The sequence below is a fragment of the Thalassotalea montiporae genome (assembly GCF_053485855.1).
On sequence record NZ_JBQRUO010000003.1, the window covers coordinates 433360 to 451875 of the forward strand.

Below are 18516 nucleotides of genomic sequence, written 5' to 3' on the forward strand. Positions count from 1 at the left end.
TTCGCTATGAAGTTATCCCCCTTCATTAACCCGATACTAGTTCCTGCGCTGACTAGTTTGTGTATGTTAACCGCTTGCGGCGGCTCATCAGGCGGAGGCAGTGATGACAGCGCACAAAATACGACAACACCGCCTGCTGATACCACACCACCAACAACGACTCCCCCCGCGCAAAACAATGCCCCTGTTGCAAATGCGGGCGAAAATCAATCCATCATGTTGGGTGATAGCATTTCATTGAGCGGTGCACAGAGCGCAGATAGTGACGGCGATATCCTCAGTTATTTATGGGCGATTACCAGTGCGCCAAACGGCAGTGCCGTTTCACTCACCAATGCAGTGAACGTGAATACCAACTTTACTCCAGACGTTGCTGGTGACTATGTGATTAGCCTTACGGTGAGTGACAGCGAACTTGAACACACAGCCAGCGTCACGATTACCGTCACCCAAGCGAGCCAAGAAAACCAAGCTCCTATCGCTGACGCGGGCACCAACCAAAGTGCCAATGTTAGTGAAGCAGTGTTAGTTTCGGGAGAAAATAGTCGCGATCCCGATGGCGACAATATTACTTACCAATGGGCATTTACTGCGATGCCCAAAGGTAGCCAAGTAACACTGACACAAGCACAATCGGTTGCATCCTCTTTTGAATTTACCCCTGATGCCAGTGGCGACTATCAAATACAGCTCACGGTAAATGATGGTGAAATCACCTCTTTACCCGTTAGTATCACCATTGCCGCCCAAAGCAATAACCTTGATATCACAGATAAAATTTTTGTTGAACAATCTGGCAGTTGTGCCGAATACCTAGGCACGTATCAGTCAAATGTTGACGATATCAAACGAGGCTTAGCGTTTAACGGCAGTGTCAGCATTAGCGCTGATAGTAGCGAGTGTTTAATTCAAGTAAACCAGATTCCAAACCACGACTTTAACGACCAAAGCGCCCGCTTTGCCAATGATGTGCAAGAGGTGCTGTCTAGCTATCGTATTCCTATCAAACCTGAGCCAAGCGCTACGCCTGCTAATTTGATCATCGGCACAACCGAAGCCATTATGCTTAACGGTGTGACGCTCGATATATTAGCGGCAGCTTGTTACGGCGTGGGCGACGAACCGCTAGGTCGCGAAAAAATTGGCTGTGGCGCAAATCAAAACGACAATCCATGGCGCTACGATCCGATGTCGCCACTTAATACCTTCGGCACCGATATTCACAACGCCCATACCCAACCAAACGGCAAATATCACTATCACGCTAACCCGGTTGCTATGTTTAGCCAAAGCTGCGAAGCAAATATCGCCTCGCCAGTGATTGGCTTTGCCGCTGATGGCTACCCGATTTTTGGTAGCTGCTTTATTGACTCAACAACCGGCGAAACACGCAAGGCACTTTCCAGTTATCAGCTCAAAGACAATGGCGGCCCAAGACAAGCCGTTGATGGTTTTCAAACCCCACAAGCTGGCGTTGGCGATATTGCCAGTAATAACTACGACGGCCAATTTCGTGGCGATTGGGAATATGTTGAAGGCACCGGTGATTTAGACCAATGCAATGGCATGGTAGTTGACGGACAATACGGTTACTTTGTTACCGACACCTTCCCTTGGGTGATCAATTGCTATAACGGTGAGGTAAATTCATCATTTAGCCGCTCGACTGAATTAGAACGTCGCAGCCATAGCCATAGTGCTAGTCACAATGCTAGCCACGACGAGATGCATGAAAACGATATTGGGCATGAACATTAAAGCTGAGCACAATCACTAAAATTAGTACTTCAATGCAAGATAAAAAGAAGCTAAGAGTATTTGAGGAAAATCATTTCACTGCTAAATAACAAAAGCAGCGCAAACAAAAAAGCCTGAGGGCTATTCCATCAGGCTTTGTTTGTAGTAGGCACTGCGGCGGCTACTGATTTTTCGTTGTGTATCGCGAAGCATGCGCTTGCGTTGGATACTAAGTTGTATTCGACGTTTATTTAACGGCATAACAACCTCCTTTTTTGTCAAATATTGAAGTCAAATCGCGAGAATTTACTACATCCTGTAGCAACATCACGATTACATATAGGCATAATAACTAACCTATATGACTCTTTTATGACAAATCTTGACTGATCAGTCAACAACCCAGCATATTTTTATTGTTACCATAAGTAACTATCAGGCCTAATAATGGCGCGTCTTGAAATAAAATCTATTCAGCGCTTTTATCAATTGGCTTGTTTGTACTCGCATCAACTATTCGCTCTGAAGCTCCATTAGGCACTCCATTAGACAATCCATTAACAAGGCCATTACGCACCTTTTCATCAAAGTATGACAGCGTGTGATAGTAGCGACGAATATTCTCTACATATTTCACAGGTTCATCACCACGGGCATAGCCGTACTTCACGGTTTTGTAGTACTTCTTTTGCTTGAGCAGTGGTAATCGCGGTTTAACATCCACCCAGCGATCGGCATCGCCACCTTGGCGCTGCGTGATAATGCGCGCGTCGTTAACATGACCAAAGCCTACATTATAAGACGCCAATGCAAACCACATGCGATCGGGAAACGGAATGCGATCAGGAATACGGTCAATTAAACGCTTAAAGTACTTTGCCCCACCCGCAATACTTTGCTCTGGATCTAATCGGCTAGTCACGCCCATTTGCTTTGCTGTTGGCAGGGTTAGCATCATCATGCCTCTTACCCCTGTCGGCGAACGTGCTTTCGGGTTCCAGTGGGATTCTTGATAGCTAATTGCCGCCAATAACTTCCAATCAATATCTTGCCCGTATTTTTCAAATAGTGGCTGATAGGTTGGCAGGGTTGTTTCAATCGCCGCTAAAAACGCTTGCGTATCAACATAGTTAAATTGTTCGATATGGCCGTAGTATTTGTCATCAAGCGCCAGCAAAGTACCATCGTGATGCACTTGCCCAAAAAATTCTATCAGGCTAGCAATAATCGAATCATCACTGTGTTTACTGACCAGCCAAGCCAACGGCTCCGCTTTTTTAACGGTAAAACCAATGCTGATATCTGGGTAGTAACGACGGTTAATTGCTAGCACATGGCTATCCACTATCGTGTAATCAATTTCCCCGTTAAGCACTTTGAGCAATAACTCTTCACTGTCAAACTCACTACTTTCTTGCCAAGTTAGTGCCTCATGCGTTTGCTGCAATTCAACAAGGTTTTCTGCGTGACTAGAGTTGGCAGTAACAATTAACGAGCCGGTTAAGTCTTTCAGCGCCCGCGGCCGTTTGTTGCCTTGGCGAAACACTAACTTTTGGCTAACAGAGTCATAACTAGGGGCAAATTCATATTGGCTAAGGCGATTTGGCGTGACCGCTAATCCGGCAGCCAGAAAGTCAACTTCCCCAGAATCTAGTCGAGGGAACAGTTCGTCTAAGCTGTAACTAGGCATAATGCGTAATTCTACGCCTAAAGATTCAGCATATTTTTTTGCTAATTCATATTCAAAGCCAGCTGGCCCTTCCGCGCCAAGGTAATATGAATTGGGTCCATAAAGGGTGCCAACGGCGACATAACCGCGTTCAAGCACACGAGAAATATTCGGTCGGTCAGCTTCTTCTTTACAGCCAGAAATAGCCAGTACAACCACCGCGAGCGACAGTTTAAGAAAGTTGAACAATTGGTTGGTTTTTTTATAGTAAATGTTCATACCTAATCATTGTGTCGTGAATTGAAAAACAGTTAAAGCACTTTTTCACTTTTTGCCGCTACGCCAAGGTTTTAGAGCCATTGCTCGTTAAAATCTTACAAAGATTTTGCTGTTTAATACGCCTCTTTTCTCCTATAATACGCGCGATTTTTACCCCATGTTTTCACCACGGAATTTGGTGCATGGTTGGTCTGTGTTTTACCGTTAAAGATCCGTGGTGACAAGCAACTAATTTACTAGTGAGTAAACTAATGGCGATGTTGATCCAAACCCTTCGTGGCGCTCCGGCACTTTCTGACTTTAGAATTCAAAAACTATTAACCCAATGTGCTGAAGCTGGCCTTCCTGTTAACGACATATACGCAGAGTTTAGCCACTTTGCTCATTTATCAGCAGAGCTTAGCACTGACGAATCAAACGTACTCGCCAAACTGTTAACCTACGGCCCAACCATTGAAGAACACCAGCCAAACGGCACTTTGCTATTAGTGACGCCACGTCCTGGCACTATCTCGCCATGGTCATCAAAAGCAACCGACATTGCCCACAACTGTGGTTTAGACAAAGTTATCCGCCTAGAGCGCGGTATCGCCTACTACATTAATGGTGAAACGCTAACGGTTGAGCAAGAAAAAGTACTTAACAACTTGTTGCATGACCGCATGATGGAATCAATTTTTGCTGAGTTTAATGATGCACAAGCATTGTTTGCGCAAGCAGAGCCAGGCGAATTTAGTTCAGTAGACGTACTTAGTGGTGGTCGCGATGCACTCGTAAAAGCGAATACTAGCCTAGGCTTAGCATTAGCTGATGATGAAATCACTTACCTAGCAGATAACTTCGCCAAACTTGGCCGCAACCCTCACGACATTGAACTTTATATGTTTGCTCAAGCAAACTCAGAGCACTGCCGCCATAAAATTTTTAACGCTGACTGGACCATTGACGGCGTTAAACAAGAAAAATCACTGTTTAAAATGATCAAAAACACGTTCGAGGAAAACCCTGCTTACGTGTTATCTGCCTACAAAGACAATGCTGCGGTTATGGCTGGCTCTGAAGCAGGTCGCTTCTACCCAGATCCAGAAACGAAAGAATATGGCTACAGCCACGAAAACATTCATATTCTGATGAAGGTGGAAACCCATAACCACCCTACCGCTATTTCCCCGTACCCAGGCGCAGCAACTGGCTCTGGCGGTGAAATTCGCGATGAAGGTGCAACGGGTGTCGGTTCAAAACCCAAAGCGGGCTTAGTTGGTTTCTCTGTTTCTAACTTACGTATTCCAGGCTTTGAACAGCCATGGGAAATTGATTACGGCAAGCCAGACAGAATCGTTACTGCACTCGATATTATGCTCGAAGGCCCATTAGGCGGCGCAGCGTTTAATAACGAATTTGGCCGCCCTGCCATTACCGGTTACTTCCGAACCTACGAGCAACAAGTTAACTCATTTAACGGCGAAGAAGTGCGCGGCTATCACAAGCCAATTATGATTGCAGGTGGCTTTGGTAACATTCGCGAGCAACACGTGCAAAAAGGTGAAATCAACGTTGGCGCTAACCTCATTGTACTAGGTGGGCCAGCGATGAATATCGGCCTTGGCGGCGGCGCAGCATCGTCAATGGCATCTGGCCAGTCATGTGAAGATTTAGACTTTGCTTCAGTACAACGTGATAACCCAGAAATGGAGCGTCGTTGTCAGGAAGTGATCGACCGCTGTTGGCAGCTAGGCGACGAAAACCCCATTCTATTTATTCACGATGTTGGTGCCGGTGGTTTATCAAATGCCTTCCCTGAATTAGTGTCAGACGGTGGCCGTGGCGGTAACTTTGAACTACGTAACGTACCAAACGATGAACCTAGTATGGCACCACATGAAATTTGGTGTAATGAATCACAAGAGCGTTACGTTCTAGCGGTTTCTGACGAGCAACTACCGATTTTTGAAGCGATTTGTCAGCGCGAGCGTGCGCCATTTGCTGTGGTTGGTAAAGCCACCGAAGAAGAGCACTTAACGGTAACAGACGAACACTTTGCCGATGACGAGCACAAAAACAAACCAATTGATCTGCCGCTTGACGTGTTATTAGGTAAAACACCGAAAATCATTAAAGACGTTAAAACGACAACAGCGGCGGGTGATGAAATTAACCTAGCGAACATTGATGTTGCAGAAGCGGCAGACCGCTTACTGCGCTTACCAACCATCGCCGAGAAAACCTTCCTTATCACCATTGGTGACCGCTCAGTTACCGGTATGGTCGCGCGCGATCAAATGGTTGGCCCATGGCAGGTGCCGGTTGCAGATTGTGGTGTAACCGCAGCTTCGTTAGATTCATACCACGGTGAAGCGATGGCGATGGGCGAACGCACACCAGTTGCTCTTCTAAACTATGGCGCTTCAGCACGTTTAGCAGTAGCAGAATCACTAACAAACATTGCTGGTGCCGATATTGGCGACTTAAACCGCATTAAACTTTCGGCTAACTGGATGTCGCCAGCAGGCCACCCAGGCGAAGATGCCGGTTTATACGAAGCGGTAAAAGCGGTTGGTGAAGAGCTTTGTCCTGAGCTTGGCTTAACCATTCCTGTGGGTAAAGACTCAATGAGTATGAAGACCCAGTGGGAGAAAGATGGCGAACAAAAAGCGGTTACAGCTCCTATGTCGCTTGTGATCACGGCCTTTGGTCGCGTTGAAGATATTCGTAAAACAGTAACGCCTCAGCTACGCACCGATCAGGGCGACACTCGCATCGTTGCGATTGACCTATCTGGCGGTAAAAACCGTTTAGGTGGTTCATGTTTAGCACAGGTTTACCAGCACTTAGGCACAGAAACACCGGATGTTGATGAAGCTTACCTGCTACGTGGCTTCTTTAATGCGATGCAAACCTTAGTTGCCGAGGGCAAGCTATTGGCATATCACGATCGCAGTGACGGCGGCTTGTTTACCACCATCGCCGAAATGGCGTTTGCTGGTCACACAGGTGTTACCGTTGACCTAAGTGTGTTTGAAGGCACAGATGCCGAAGTTCTGTTCCACGAAGAGCTAGGTGCGGTAATTCAAATTCGCGAAGATGATATGGAAGCGATTCACACCATCTTCTCTGAGTACGGTATTTTAGATTACTGCGCAGACGTTGCTCGTATTAACGACACAGACATGATCACCTTTACCCGTAACGAGCAAGTGGTACTGGAAAACTCGCGCACCTACTTCCGCACCGTGTGGGCAGAAACCACTCTTAAAATGCAAGCAATGCGCGACAACCCAGAATGTGCGCAAGAAGAATTCGATGTTAAATTCGATACCGAAGATCCGGGCTTAAATGCTGAATTAAGCTTTGATATCAATGAAGATATCGTTGCCGACTTAATTGCAAAAGACGCACAAACGGGCACTAACCCTAAAGTGGCAATTTTACGTGAGCAAGGAGTGAACTCGCATGTAGAAATGGCAGCCGCTTTTGTTCGCGCTGGCTTTAACGCAATTGACGTACATATGTCAGACATTCTGGCAGGTCGTGTTGATTTGGCTGACTTCCAAGGCTTAGTCGCTTGTGGTGGTTTCTCATACGGTGACGTATTGGGCGCTGGTGAAGGTTGGGCGAAATCCATTTTGTTTAACGCCAATGCTCGCGAAATGTTTAAAGCTTTCTTCCACCGTGAGGTAACTTTCTCACTAGGTGTGTGTAATGGCTGTCAAATGCTATCAAACCTAAAAGAAATTATTCCGGGCTCTGAGCACTGGCCGCGCTTTGTGCAGAACGAATCTGAACGTTTTGAGGCACGTTTCTCGCTGGTTGAAGTGCAAGAAAGCCCATCTATCTTCTTTAAAGGTATGGCTGGCTCACGTATGCCAATTGCAGTATCGCATGGTGAAGGTCGCACCGAGTTTGTTTCAGATGAAGCCATTGATGCAGCCAACGACTCTGGCACCGTTTCAATGCGTTATGTAAACAACTACGGCGATGTTACAGAAACTTACCCAGCGAACCCGAACGGCTCGCCTGATGGTATTACGGCGCTAACTACGACTGATGGTCGCGTGACCATTATGATGCCGCATCCAGAGCGTGTCTTCCGCACAGTCGCCAACTCATGGCATCCAGATTCGTGGGGCGAAGATTCACCTTGGGTACGTATGTTCCGCAATGCACGTAAGTTTATTGGCTAAGAATTACTAGCTAGTAAATCTCACGTATTCCAAGCCCGCTTAATGCGGGCTTTTTAATATCTAAAACACCTCAAATTAAATTGATACCTATACGCCATAGGTATCAATTTAGCTTTGGGTTTAACCTATTGACTAGTATAGGGAAACTCTTTACGTTAGAGTGACTGTCGAAGAATTAAGCGAAAAATTGATGTTTTAGCATAGTTTGTTACTGCAGTTACTTAAACGCTTAACAACCAACGCAAAGGATTGCCCTAAAAATGAAAAATTTAATATTGATAATAGTATTCATTATTTCAGGTTGTGCTACTACCTATGGTCCAAATGGTATGACAGGTGGATACAAAGAAGAAATGGTTGATGATAGTAGCTATATCGTTTCTTTTTTTGGAAATGGTTACACAAGTGAACAGGAAGTCTGGAACTTTTGGATATATAGATGCGCAGAACTTACAGTAGAGAAGGGTTATAAACTATTTTCGCTAAAACCTTCTGATAAACATGCATTGCGCTATAACCAGGATCAGTATCAATTGGTTGAGTTCTCAATGCCAAATGATAAGAGCAATATGGGGCTTATTCCCGCTCAGTTCTATTACTACTCAGTGACTACATATTCTTCTAAAGCTTTAGTAAACATGTACAACCCTCCTATCGCAAGCAATATAAATAGTATGCAACTATTAGATGCTGAGTATATTCTAGAGCAACTTAAACCATACATTGATTCCAATGCAAAAGCCGCTTCGCCAAACAGAAAATTGCTCTTGATTAGATCGGCTGTTGAAGCAGCAATAAAGGCTAAAATGCTTAATGAGAAAGAAGCAGAAAGACTGAGAAGAATAAGTATTTAAGCTAAAAGTAATTATTAAATTACTTTGATAGGACTAATAAAAATAGGAATAACAAATTGATCACACTAATCTGGTGCCTAATTTTGGCAGCGCTACTTCCTTATATTACTAAAGCGCCGTTGGCCGCGGCGATGAATAAATTAGGGGGGTATGACAATAACCACCCTAGAGAGCAACAAACGAAATTAACTGGTTTTGGTGCTCGTGCCCTAGCAGCCCATCAAAATGCATTTGAATCGCTGATTGTCTTTACCGCTGCGATTTTACTGGCAATTGCGACAAATACCACAGGCGAAACAATTCAAACTCTTGCCATTGCTCATATTGTTTTAAGAGTTGCCTATCACCTACTTTACCTACTCAATATTGGCCTTTTACGCTCAATTGTCTGGGGATTCGGCATAGCCTGTTCATTTGCCATTATGTGGCTCTGTATTCCGAGTTAATCGGTGCCTACCGAGTCAAAAAAGTAGCCATCTGGACAGAAGTATTTTGCTCGTTTAAGTAAGTATCATTTATTATTTGGTCGGGGCTTAGAACTATCAATGCTATTGCAAGAAATGTACGAAGAGTTTCGAGCCACTTTTCCAGAAATTACACTCAAAGCTGACATCGTTCACATCAAACTCTGGGATGAACTTGATCCAAGTTTCGCATATTCGTGGTTTGAAAGTTTAGCGAATGCCATCAATCATGAGATGTCCAAAAGTAGCGAACCTGTCCAATATAAACCAATTTTCGAGTACTTTAGACAAAATTACCTCTTTGAAAATGATGATATTAAAAACTGTATAGACGTAGCGTTTGTCGAGAATTTATTCTGGCGGGTAAAAGCAGAGCATGCATCACCCTATTGGGCATTAATGCCTGATGTTCTTAAACAACTGTATATTCAGTTTCATGGTCGAAGCCCCTTCTAGTTCTGTTGTAAAAAAACAAGGAATATTAGTGAAACATTTAACTATTGTTGTTTTAACAATCACGTTATTTGGTTGTGCCAGCGGCCAATTAGATCTTTATAACGCTAACGGTAAGAAAGTTGGCGAATGCACAGCAGGTTATGACTGGCACCCATACGGCGTAGAAGACTCAGTCGACTGGCTACTTAATTGGTGTGCGCAACAAGCGATCGCCCAAGGTATGGAGGTCGCAAGAGTTTCCCAACCGGCTATTCTGCAAAAAGACTATTCTTACCCTAAGCCCACTGCTGCTGATTATTGGACGAAAAAATCTTCGAAGGCTGCATTTCACGCCAATATTATTACGGAAACGGAATACGGCTATATTCTGGCAAATATTGAAAACCAATTTTATTTAAGAAATGTTGATGCGCAAAAGCAATTTGAGCAAGGTGAGATCAGCGAGGAAGATTATCGCCAGTTATTGGAAAAGTCAGCGCTTATTTTCTATGGTGACTAAACCTCACAGATCAGCAAAGTTTGTTAAGCTCACTATTGATTATCTCACTATTGTTTATCTCACTAGGGAGGCAGAGTTATGAACATGAAGCCGTTAGCCATTTGTTGCTTGTTCAGCTTTTTTCAGTTGTCAGCACACGCCACTGAACTGGCTGAAAGTGCTGGAAGCGCAGATAACTCTGCGTTTTCCAACCTAACTATAGACTCCGTATTTAACACCCCCCACTTTTATGTTGAGAGCAATCTTGAATTTGCGTTATTGCACGAACTAGCCCATGCGATTATTGAGTTAAATAATATTCCAGTATTAGGTGGTCGAGAAAAAGCGGCGGATCAAATCGCTACTATGTTTATGATGCTAAACAGTCGCGACGTAGAAGATGATTTGTTAGATCAGATGATTTCCATTTCCGCGGAATGGATGATTGAATGGCAACAAGAAGTAGAACACTCATCTATTGCTTTTTGGGATGTGCACCCATTGTCGATTCAACGTTTTTATGACGTTACTTGCCTGATGTATGGCGCTGCGGTGGATAAGCTAGAGCGAATCCGAAAAGAGGCGTGGCTTCCTTATCAACGCGCTTGGGATTGCGACCTTGAGTTCAAACAAAACCGAGAAACATTGAGCTGGCTTGCCGACAACTACAGTTATGTAACCTTCGATGAAAACTGGCACCCTGTTCCCAAAGTAAACGCCAGCGCTGTTCACCCAAAAGTTAATGTGCAATACATAACGCCCTCTCGTCCCGCGCACAAAGCCATACTAGAGTGGTTACAATCGTCCGAGCGTGTTGCCTATATTCTTGGCCGAGTAAATGAAGCGATCAAGCTACCCAAGCCAGTAACCATTTATTTTGAAAGCCAATGCTCTGGCCCAGATGCTTGGTGGAACCCCAAAATTGATGGCATTATTGTTTGCTACGAGTTGATTGAGCAGTTTGAGCAAAATGAAAAACGCTTAAAGCCTTTAATTAATAAGCTTAAAGGTGAAGCGAATCAAAGCCACTTGTTCTTGTTTCCTAGCAAATACGAAACGCTGATATCAAAGCAAAAAGGCGTTCTTAGAGAGCGTTTTATTCAAATGATGGATCAGATGCTAGAGCAAAATAAAGATGCCCAATCAAAATAGCTGTTACTTGCTCACCAGACATTTCCAAATATTAAAGGATTAATAATGAAATACCTTCTTTTAGCTATAGCTCTTCTAATTCCAAATACCGCTTTTACTGAAAGCTCAGTCAAAATACATGCACTGCACAAGGAATCATTTTCTTGTATTGAACATTGGGATGGACAGTTCGAACATCTTGGTGACGCATTAGGCACTGACTGTGTCATTCAAGAACTTGTCGGGGAAAACAACAGATATTTCCTGAAATCATATGTTGCTGATGGTTTTAACAATGAGGATTGGTTTGGATACAAAAAAGAAGTCCTTGCACCTTGTGATTGCACAATAGAAAAAATTCACTCTAATCCAATTACCAACAAACCGGGCATAATGGAGCCAGGAAGAGCGAGTTCAATTTTGTTTTCTATGGAAGATAGAACAAAAATTGTATTAGCTCATTTGGACGACATAGTTGTTAAAGAGGGGCAAAAAGTTAAAGCTGGTGAATTAGTCGCTAAAGTTGGCAATAATGGTTACTCGCGAAATCCACATATTCATGTTGCGGCATGGAAAGATAAGACTCCTTTGCAGATTCAATTTGATCAAAAGACATTGGAGTTGAAAGAACGAAACTTAATAGCAAAGTAACCAAGCCTTTTGCCTTAGGGTATCTATACTATGGCCATTTCTGTAAGTAATTAAAAAGTAAACCGTGATTATGATTGCTAAGACTCCGAAACCGCCCTACTACGCCGTGATATTTACTTCCTTGAGGAGTGAAAATGACACCGTTAATGGCACTACTAATGACGATGGCTATGCAAAAACCGCCGAGCATATGGTTAATTTAGCCAGTCAGCAATCTGGATTTCTTGGCATTGAATCAGCGCGTGAAGGTCTTGGTATCACCGTCTCTTATTGGCAAGATCTTGAATCTATTCGAGCGTGGAAGGTGAATGCTGAGCATCAACTAGCGCAGCGCAAAGGTCACGAGCTTTGGTATGAAAGCTTTAAAGTACGTATTACGAAAGTTGAGCGCGATTACGGTATTTAATCGCTACTATTTTTGCGTGGTTTGATAGGAGCATAGGCCGTTAGCTGCATTAAAGTTACATACACAAAAGTTACTTGCACGAGAGTTACTTGCAAGAAAGCTACTTGTACAAAAAAAACTGAAAAGCCTTTCCTATAAGGGCACTCAAGGTAACATCATATAGAGCTGAGCAATAAACACAAAGGAGCAGCAATGTCTTTCACCGCCATTAACTTCAAAGAAAAGTTCGATAAGTTTGCCGAACAATGGTCGCCACGCGTTATAGCTGAGATGAATAATTATCAATTTAAACTGGCAAAGGTGGAAGGTGAATTTGTTTGGCACCAACACAACGACACTGATGAAGTGTTCATTGTAATAAGTGGCACATTAACGATCGAATTTAGAGATGGTAAGGTAACGCTACAAGCAGGTGAAATGTATGTTGTGCCCAAAGGTGTTGAGCATAAACCTGTAGCGCAAAGTGAATGCCAAATTATGCTGGTTGAACCTAAAGGCGTGGTCAATACCGGAGAGGAAACCTCTGACTTAACCGCTGAAAACGATGTATGGATTTAGGGTTTAAGGTTTAGGGTTTAGGGTTAAGTATTCAAATTTACATCTCGTTACGATTTAAACGTTTGTATTTGTCATATTTTGCGAAGACTATAGAACTTGTTGTTCGTTTAACAACCAGTAACAAATAACCAAGCACTGAGCTATACCAAACACTAAGCAGTAATGTATCGCTGTTAACCGTCATTTGTCATAGATAAAAGGATTTACCGCATGAACAAACATGGACTCATTTGGCTTATCGCCCTGTTAGCCACACATATCTCGATAAATAGCCACGCTAAAGATATCAATTTTTCATTAGGTACTGGTTATCCCTACCTTGTTATCCCAGAAGTTTCATACTCCGCTAGTGGTGGCCAGCAACGCTTATATGCAAATTACAAATTAGGTTTAGATGACGGCTTTGCTATCGGCTTTGAACATGGCCTTGATTCTGCTAATCAACACGCCATTGGCATATTAGTCGGGGCGATTGGCGCACAAGACGACGAGCGACCATGCCCCAATAACGATGAAGAAAACGGTATTGCTGAGGGTTTAGCCAGTGTCATAGCGTGCAGCATAGTTGAAGTATTCGACCATGAAACCACAAACGGTATCGGCTTATCGTACAGCTACAATCATCGCGGTTTGAATAACTCTGGCTTTCGTATTCGCTTTGAGGCTGGTTACGGCGAAGGGGTTGATAGTAAAGAAAAGCGCTTTGATGGCGCTGTTGTGCTGAGTTATCAGTTTTAAGTTGTCGGTTATAAGTGAATAGCATTTGAGATATTTCTTATCAGTTCAGGGAATACTAAGGCCACGCGGCTATTCAGGTGTATACATCGAGTAACTGGTTAATAAACAGCACCTTTCTCCAAACAAACACTCGTGTTATGGTTAATTTATATCCCTCAACATAACAAAAACAACAAAAATAACTAGGACAAGAGATGACAGACGCAGCAATTTTCTATCCCGTACTCGCACAAATTTTATTAGTGATCTTATTGTTTTTTACACTGGCGGCACGAAAAGCTAAAGCGGTAAAAGCAAAAAGCGTTGATTTAACCAAAACAGCCACCGATTCAAGTGCTTGGACAACAGAGGTTGTCAAAGTATCAAATAATATTGCTAACCAATTCGAAACTCCGATTTTATTTTTAATTCTGTGTGTTATCGCTTTTGTTTTGGGGCTGGCTGATAACATTACTGTTGGCTTAGCTTGGGCATACGTCGTGTTTCGCTATATACATGCCTATATCCATATCGGTTCAAACTATGTGCCCTATCGAATGCGCACCTTCGCCGTATCGTTATTGATTATTTTAGCCATGGCTATTCGTATTGGGCTTGAGATAAATACCATTACCTAAATAAAAAAGTGCTTAAGTAATCTTGCGAGTATCAGTGAGGTTACTTAACTCGTTCTATTTACCTAGCTCTCTGTACTTAGGGCAAATTGTATAGAACGACTTACAGCACACGAACAAGACAACTATGGTTGCAGTTTATGCCATACAAAATTACCAGTGTAGTGCTTGGTTTATATGCCTTAATTGGTTTAGCGGTTTGTTATTTTTATAATTTTATAGATTGGTTAAGCCTATTCGTTGCTGTTTTGAATTACGCGCTACTACCTGCTTTGGGCGCCTACTGGACTTGGCAGAAAGTAAGAGTCGGTATGTTAATTGCGGCCTTGTATTTTGCTTTTCAGAGTATTCGTCGCGTGAGCCCTGAGAGCTTTTTACCACATATCGCGCCAATATCGCTGTCTTTTCCGTTGGGAGACTTTACTTCAGGAAATGGACTATTAATTGATGTGTTTGCGATTACCATGGTTATTATTTTGCTTACTTTACAAGCCAAAGCTAAGCATTAATTTAAGAGCCAACTGCTGTAACAAGATAGTTAACGTTTAGGAGAGGAGCGCCATGAATATTCAATTGGATGATTTATCAAGTGAGCAAGTTATCGCGTTATTACAAGAACACCTTGATGATATGCAGGCGACCTCACCACCAGAGAGTAAACACGCGCTTGACTTGGATGGGTTAAAACATCCATCGGTAAAATTTTGGTGTCTTTGGGATAACAAAACACTGGCAGGCTTCGCCGCCTATAAGCAACTAGATAGCGAGCACGCAGAATTAAAATCAATGCGAACCTCGGCGAGCTACAAAAATCAGGGTATCGCTACCCGCCTGTTAACGCATATTATCAGCGATGCTAAAACCAATGGCTATACACGAATCAGCCTAGAAACTGGTTCGATGGCATACTTTAAGCCCGCTCGTGCCCTTTACCAAAAGCATGGTTTTGAATATTGTTCACCCTTTAGTGACTATGCTGAAGATCCCAATAGCAAGTTTATGACCTTGAGTTTGTGATGAGTAAGCGTTTTACTTCAAGTTGGTTACGGCGCTGCATCGCGACTTGCCTCGCCACATCGCTTACAGCTTGTGTTGTCGTGCCGGTCACCGATCATAGCTATCAAGCAAAATGTGAAATTTCTTCGGACAGAAAAATATTAAAAATAGTAGATGGTTATAAGGATAATAATACTTATTACTCTATTTCTGGCGTAATATTGCTGCCCATTACAGGTATTGTCTCTGGCGCATACGTTGCAGTAAACAATATTTATCACCTTGGTGAAGAAACCATTGTTTGCGGCAAGGAAACGGCTAATGGCGGCTCAGAAACATCAGCTAAGTAGCTAAGCGTGTTCGCGCGCTAGTCTAGCCAAGCTATAGCCTATTCGTATCACTCTGCTTTGCTCACTTATACCAATTGAATTAATTAGTTGATCAATTATGGCGTAGGAAAAAGGCTCAGAAACAAGGCGTTATTTATTGTTAACTAGTTGTTCTAATTTCAAAAATAACAACGCAGTTAATGAGCCTTTTAACCAGCCAGAATAATCAAGTATTTATTGAAATTGGTATTAATATTAAAATTTAGAAACTAGTCGATGAAAACCGTTTTTTATACCCTACTTGCACTTTGCGCCTTTGCTGGCAACTCTATTTTGTGTCGTTTAGCATTAGGCGAAAATACGATTGATGCCGGCAGCTTCACCAACATTCGTCTAATCTCTGGCATTGCTACTTTAATGATGATTTACGCCTTTGTTAACTTAACAAACAAGTCAGCAAACAAGGTCAGCGAAAGCGTTGCGAAAGACTCAAACACGCACCCGCAAAAATTAGCGTCACTAAAAAGTGCGACTGGCACTTGGTGGGCTGCTGCTATGTTGTTTACCTATGCCGTAACCTTTTCTTATGCTTATGTAACCCTAGATACAGGTACTGGCGCATTGATCTTATTTGCCACTGTGCAACTCACGCTAATCATGGTTGGTTTAATAACGGGGAATCGCCTCAATACCTTGGAATGGCTGGGCTTACTATTAGCCTTTTCAGGTTTTGTTTATTTGGTTTTGCCAACGCTAAGCACGCCGTCGTTAATCGGCTTTGTCTTGATGTCTATTTCAGGGATTGCCTGGGGGTTTTATACCTTGGCCGGCAGGCAATCGATGAATCCACTTGCCGATACCAGTTTTAATTTTTTAAGAACCCTGCCATTTGTCATTGTGCTGTTGGCATTGACCATTGCAAACGCAGATATTAGCGCGCAAGGCGTGGGCTATGCTGTGATGTCTGGTGCTGTAGCTTCTGGCTTAGGTTACACCATTTGGTATAAAGCCCTACCTAGCCTATCGGCCATACAAGCCGGAGTTGTACAGTTATTAGTGCCGATATTAGCGGCGGTTGGCGGCGTTATTTTCGCTGGTGAAAGTTTATCGATGCGTTTAATCATTGCATCGTTAACGATACTAGGCGGCATACTGCTTGTGATGTCTTCAAAGCACTTGATCGCGCTAAGTGTCAGCAAGCCGAGCAAACAGGGTTAGTCGCATCGACTGTTGCTAGCAGTAAGTTTAAGCCCGTTCTTCCTAGCCCCCCCACCCTAGTCTATTGAGTGTTATTTACGCTAGCTCTTGTCAAGTTGCATTGACCTGTTTATGTTGTAGATTGGTGTTTTCGCTATACCTTTTAGCCAAAACCTTTTAGCCAAGCATACTCTTAAACAAGGAAGTGCAATTGTCTGATACAAATCACCCAATGCTCACAGGTAGCTGTTGCTGCGGTAAAGTGAGCTTTTCGCTAGCAGATGATTTTAGTCAATTCTATTTTTGTCACTGTCAGCAATGTCAAAAGCTAACAGGCTCTGCCCATGCAGCGAACTTATTAACCGCACCTGAAAATATTCAATGGCTGCAAGGAGAAGAACTACTTAAACGCTACGATCATCCAAGGCGTTCATTTACGAAAGTATTTTGCACTGCATGTGGCTCAGGTTTACCATTTTTAACGCAAAGTAAATTGTTTCTCATTGTGCCAGCTGGGTGTTTAGATACGCCACCGGCAAAGCAGCCCGATGCACAAATATTTTGTGCCGAACAAACTGATTGGCACCAATTAGGTATTGATGCACCAAAGCACGATGGTTTTCCGTGTAATGACTAATTCTACGCTAGTGTCCCAAACAGACGCTCAAGCAAGTGCACAATCAGATACTAGCGCCAATACTCAGGCAACTAATAAATTTAAGGCGCTGCAGGCGATGGGCGCTGGTGAATTCGCTCACCTTAATGGCTCATTGATTGAACACTTATCATCAACAGCACAGCTATTAAGGAAATGGCAAGCTCGCACTGTGCTATGCGATGCTGGCCTTTATCATGCGGCCTATGGCACCGCAGGCTTTGACGAAAAAATGCTTTCCCTTGCACAAAGAAGCGACGTGGCAATCTTGATTGGCAAGGAAGCTGAGGCACTTGTTTACTTGTATTGCTCTTGTGATCGCGATTTCACCTTCTCACGGCTTGGCACCAGCAATGAAATTCAATTTAAGGGTCGTTTCACTGCCAACACCTTTAACTTAACCCAACAACAAGCCGAAAACTTTTGTGAATTAACCGTTGCCAATGAGCTTGAGCTGGTTATCGCTAGCGATCAATTTCGGCAACAACATGGGCAAGGGTTAAAGCAGCTTTTTAATAAGATGAAACGCTGGCTGAGCCCATATGCGATTGATGCCTATGAACGTGAACTATAAGCGAACAAGAAGCTAGCTAATAGCCAAGAGCGGCAAACATGCATCAACAATTTACGATTAGCTCATCGCCCCCCAAGCCAAGTGAATTTATAGCCTTGCGCGCTAAAGTAGGTTGGGGAGAGACTGACCCAAAACTTGCGCAGACTAGTCTAACCAATTCACTATATTGCTTAACTGCATATCACCGGGAGCAATTGGTTGGCATGGTAAGAGTCGTTGGCGATGGCGCCCTATTTTTCTATGTTCAAGATTTAGTGGTGGATCCTGACTTTCAACATAATGGCTTAGGTACGGCCTTGATGGAAAAGCTAGAATGCTACCTTTCTGAAGTTGCAAAGCCTGGCGCCACAGTTGGCTTATTTAGTGCTCATGGAAAAGAAGCATTTTACCAAGGATTTGGCTATACCAAGCGCACAGGTGAGCCTTTGGGCTTGGGCATGTGTCGCTTTATTTAATCTTTAATTTTCAATACTAAACTTTTAATAGTTAACTATTCATACTCGACTTTTCATACTCAACTTTTCATGTTTAACGTTAGGTATTTTACAG

Annotated in this window: 20 protein-coding genes; 19 read left to right on the forward strand and 1 reads right to left on the reverse strand. The window is 43.2% G+C overall.

What is annotated here, in order from left to right; translation table 11 throughout:
• Positions 1 to 6: 6 nt before the first annotated feature.
• A complete protein-coding gene (locus ACSLUR_RS12560) occupies positions 7 to 1758 on the forward strand; it encodes a YHYH protein (RefSeq protein WP_448555017.1) in 1752 nt (583 codons plus the stop codon).
• A gap of 448 nt (positions 1759 to 2206) precedes the next feature.
• On the opposite strand, the gene mltF is transcribed toward ACSLUR_RS12560, so the two are convergent.
• Positions 2207 to 3685: a membrane-bound lytic murein transglycosylase MltF gene (mltF, locus tag ACSLUR_RS12565; RefSeq protein ID WP_448555019.1), complete on the reverse strand. Its 1479-nt coding sequence runs from the start codon at positions 3683 to 3685 to the stop codon at positions 2207 to 2209.
• A gap of 257 nt (positions 3686 to 3942) precedes the next feature.
• Between mltF and purL the strand changes: the two genes are divergently transcribed.
• From purL to ACSLUR_RS12655, 18 genes are all read left to right on the forward strand, one after another.
• Positions 3943 to 7866: a phosphoribosylformylglycinamidine synthase gene (gene purL / locus ACSLUR_RS12570; protein ID WP_527252165.1), complete on the forward strand. Its 3924-nt coding sequence runs from the start codon at positions 3943 to 3945 to the stop codon at positions 7864 to 7866.
• Between the two features lie 260 nt (positions 7867 to 8126).
• Positions 8127 to 8720 carry a CC0125/CC1285 family lipoprotein gene (locus ACSLUR_RS12575; protein ID WP_448555021.1) on the forward strand — a complete coding sequence of 198 codons (594 nt, stop codon included), beginning with the start codon at positions 8127 to 8129 and terminating at the stop codon, positions 8718 to 8720.
• A gap of 56 nt (positions 8721 to 8776) precedes the next feature.
• On the forward strand, positions 8777 to 9166 hold the full coding sequence (locus ACSLUR_RS12580) for an MAPEG family protein (protein ID WP_448555023.1): 390 nt from the start codon (positions 8777 to 8779) through the stop codon (positions 9164 to 9166).
• A gap of 99 nt (positions 9167 to 9265) precedes the next feature.
• A complete protein-coding gene (locus ACSLUR_RS12585; protein ID WP_448555025.1) occupies positions 9266 to 9640 on the forward strand; it encodes a DUF7674 family protein in 375 nt (124 codons plus the stop codon).
• Between the two features lie 28 nt (positions 9641 to 9668).
• Positions 9669 to 10139: a hypothetical protein gene (locus tag ACSLUR_RS12590; protein ID WP_448555027.1), complete on the forward strand. Its 471-nt coding sequence runs from the start codon at positions 9669 to 9671 to the stop codon at positions 10137 to 10139.
• A 78-nt stretch (positions 10140 to 10217) separates the two neighbouring features.
• On the forward strand, positions 10218 to 11270 hold the full coding sequence (locus ACSLUR_RS12595) for a DUF4344 domain-containing metallopeptidase (protein WP_448555029.1): 1053 nt from the start codon (positions 10218 to 10220) through the stop codon (positions 11268 to 11270).
• 45 nt (positions 11271 to 11315) lie between these two features.
• Complete coding sequence (locus tag ACSLUR_RS12600) at positions 11316 to 11900, forward strand: peptidoglycan DD-metalloendopeptidase family protein (protein WP_448555031.1); 585 nt, start codon at positions 11316 to 11318, stop codon at positions 11898 to 11900.
• A gap of 64 nt (positions 11901 to 11964) precedes the next feature.
• Positions 11965 to 12306, forward strand: a complete 342-nt coding sequence (locus tag ACSLUR_RS12605; protein WP_448555033.1) for an antibiotic biosynthesis monooxygenase family protein — start codon at positions 11965 to 11967, stop codon at positions 12304 to 12306.
• A 192-nt stretch (positions 12307 to 12498) separates the two neighbouring features.
• Entirely contained in the window at positions 12499 to 12864 is a 366-nt protein-coding gene (locus tag ACSLUR_RS12610) for a cupin domain-containing protein (protein ID WP_448555035.1), read from the forward strand.
• A 210-nt stretch (positions 12865 to 13074) separates the two neighbouring features.
• Entirely contained in the window at positions 13075 to 13602 is a 528-nt protein-coding gene (locus ACSLUR_RS12615; protein WP_448555037.1) for a hypothetical protein, read from the forward strand.
• Positions 13603 to 13796: 194 nt separating this feature from the next.
• Entirely contained in the window at positions 13797 to 14219 is a 423-nt protein-coding gene (locus tag ACSLUR_RS12620) for an MAPEG family protein (RefSeq protein ID WP_448555039.1), read from the forward strand.
• A 137-nt stretch (positions 14220 to 14356) separates the two neighbouring features.
• Positions 14357 to 14725 carry a hypothetical protein gene (locus tag ACSLUR_RS12625; RefSeq protein WP_448555041.1) on the forward strand — a complete coding sequence of 123 codons (369 nt, stop codon included), beginning with the start codon at positions 14357 to 14359 and terminating at the stop codon, positions 14723 to 14725.
• Between the two features lie 52 nt (positions 14726 to 14777).
• On the forward strand, positions 14778 to 15233 hold the full coding sequence (locus ACSLUR_RS12630) for a GNAT family N-acetyltransferase (RefSeq protein WP_448555043.1): 456 nt from the start codon (positions 14778 to 14780) through the stop codon (positions 15231 to 15233).
• Complete coding sequence (locus ACSLUR_RS12635; RefSeq protein WP_448555046.1) at positions 15233 to 15562, forward strand: hypothetical protein; 330 nt, start codon at positions 15233 to 15235, stop codon at positions 15560 to 15562. Before ACSLUR_RS12630 ends, ACSLUR_RS12635 begins: the two co-directional genes overlap by 1 nt.
• Positions 15563 to 15817: 255 nt before the next feature.
• On the forward strand, positions 15818 to 16759 hold the full coding sequence (locus ACSLUR_RS12640; protein WP_448555048.1) for a DMT family transporter: 942 nt from the start codon (positions 15818 to 15820) through the stop codon (positions 16757 to 16759).
• A 190-nt stretch (positions 16760 to 16949) separates the two neighbouring features.
• The gene (locus ACSLUR_RS12645; RefSeq protein ID WP_448555050.1) at positions 16950 to 17375 is read left to right on the forward strand and encodes a GFA family protein; all 426 of its coding nucleotides are present in this window, start codon (positions 16950 to 16952) and stop codon (positions 17373 to 17375) included.
• On the forward strand, positions 17368 to 17967 hold the full coding sequence (locus tag ACSLUR_RS12650) for a DUF6817 domain-containing protein (protein WP_448555052.1): 600 nt from the start codon (positions 17368 to 17370) through the stop codon (positions 17965 to 17967). The genes ACSLUR_RS12645 and ACSLUR_RS12650 overlap by 8 nt, the downstream gene beginning before the upstream one ends.
• 38 nt (positions 17968 to 18005) lie before the next feature.
• Positions 18006 to 18422, forward strand: coding sequence for a GNAT family N-acetyltransferase (locus ACSLUR_RS12655; protein ID WP_448555054.1), 417 nt, complete (start codon positions 18006 to 18008; stop codon positions 18420 to 18422).
• Positions 18423 to 18516 lie beyond the last annotated feature (94 nt).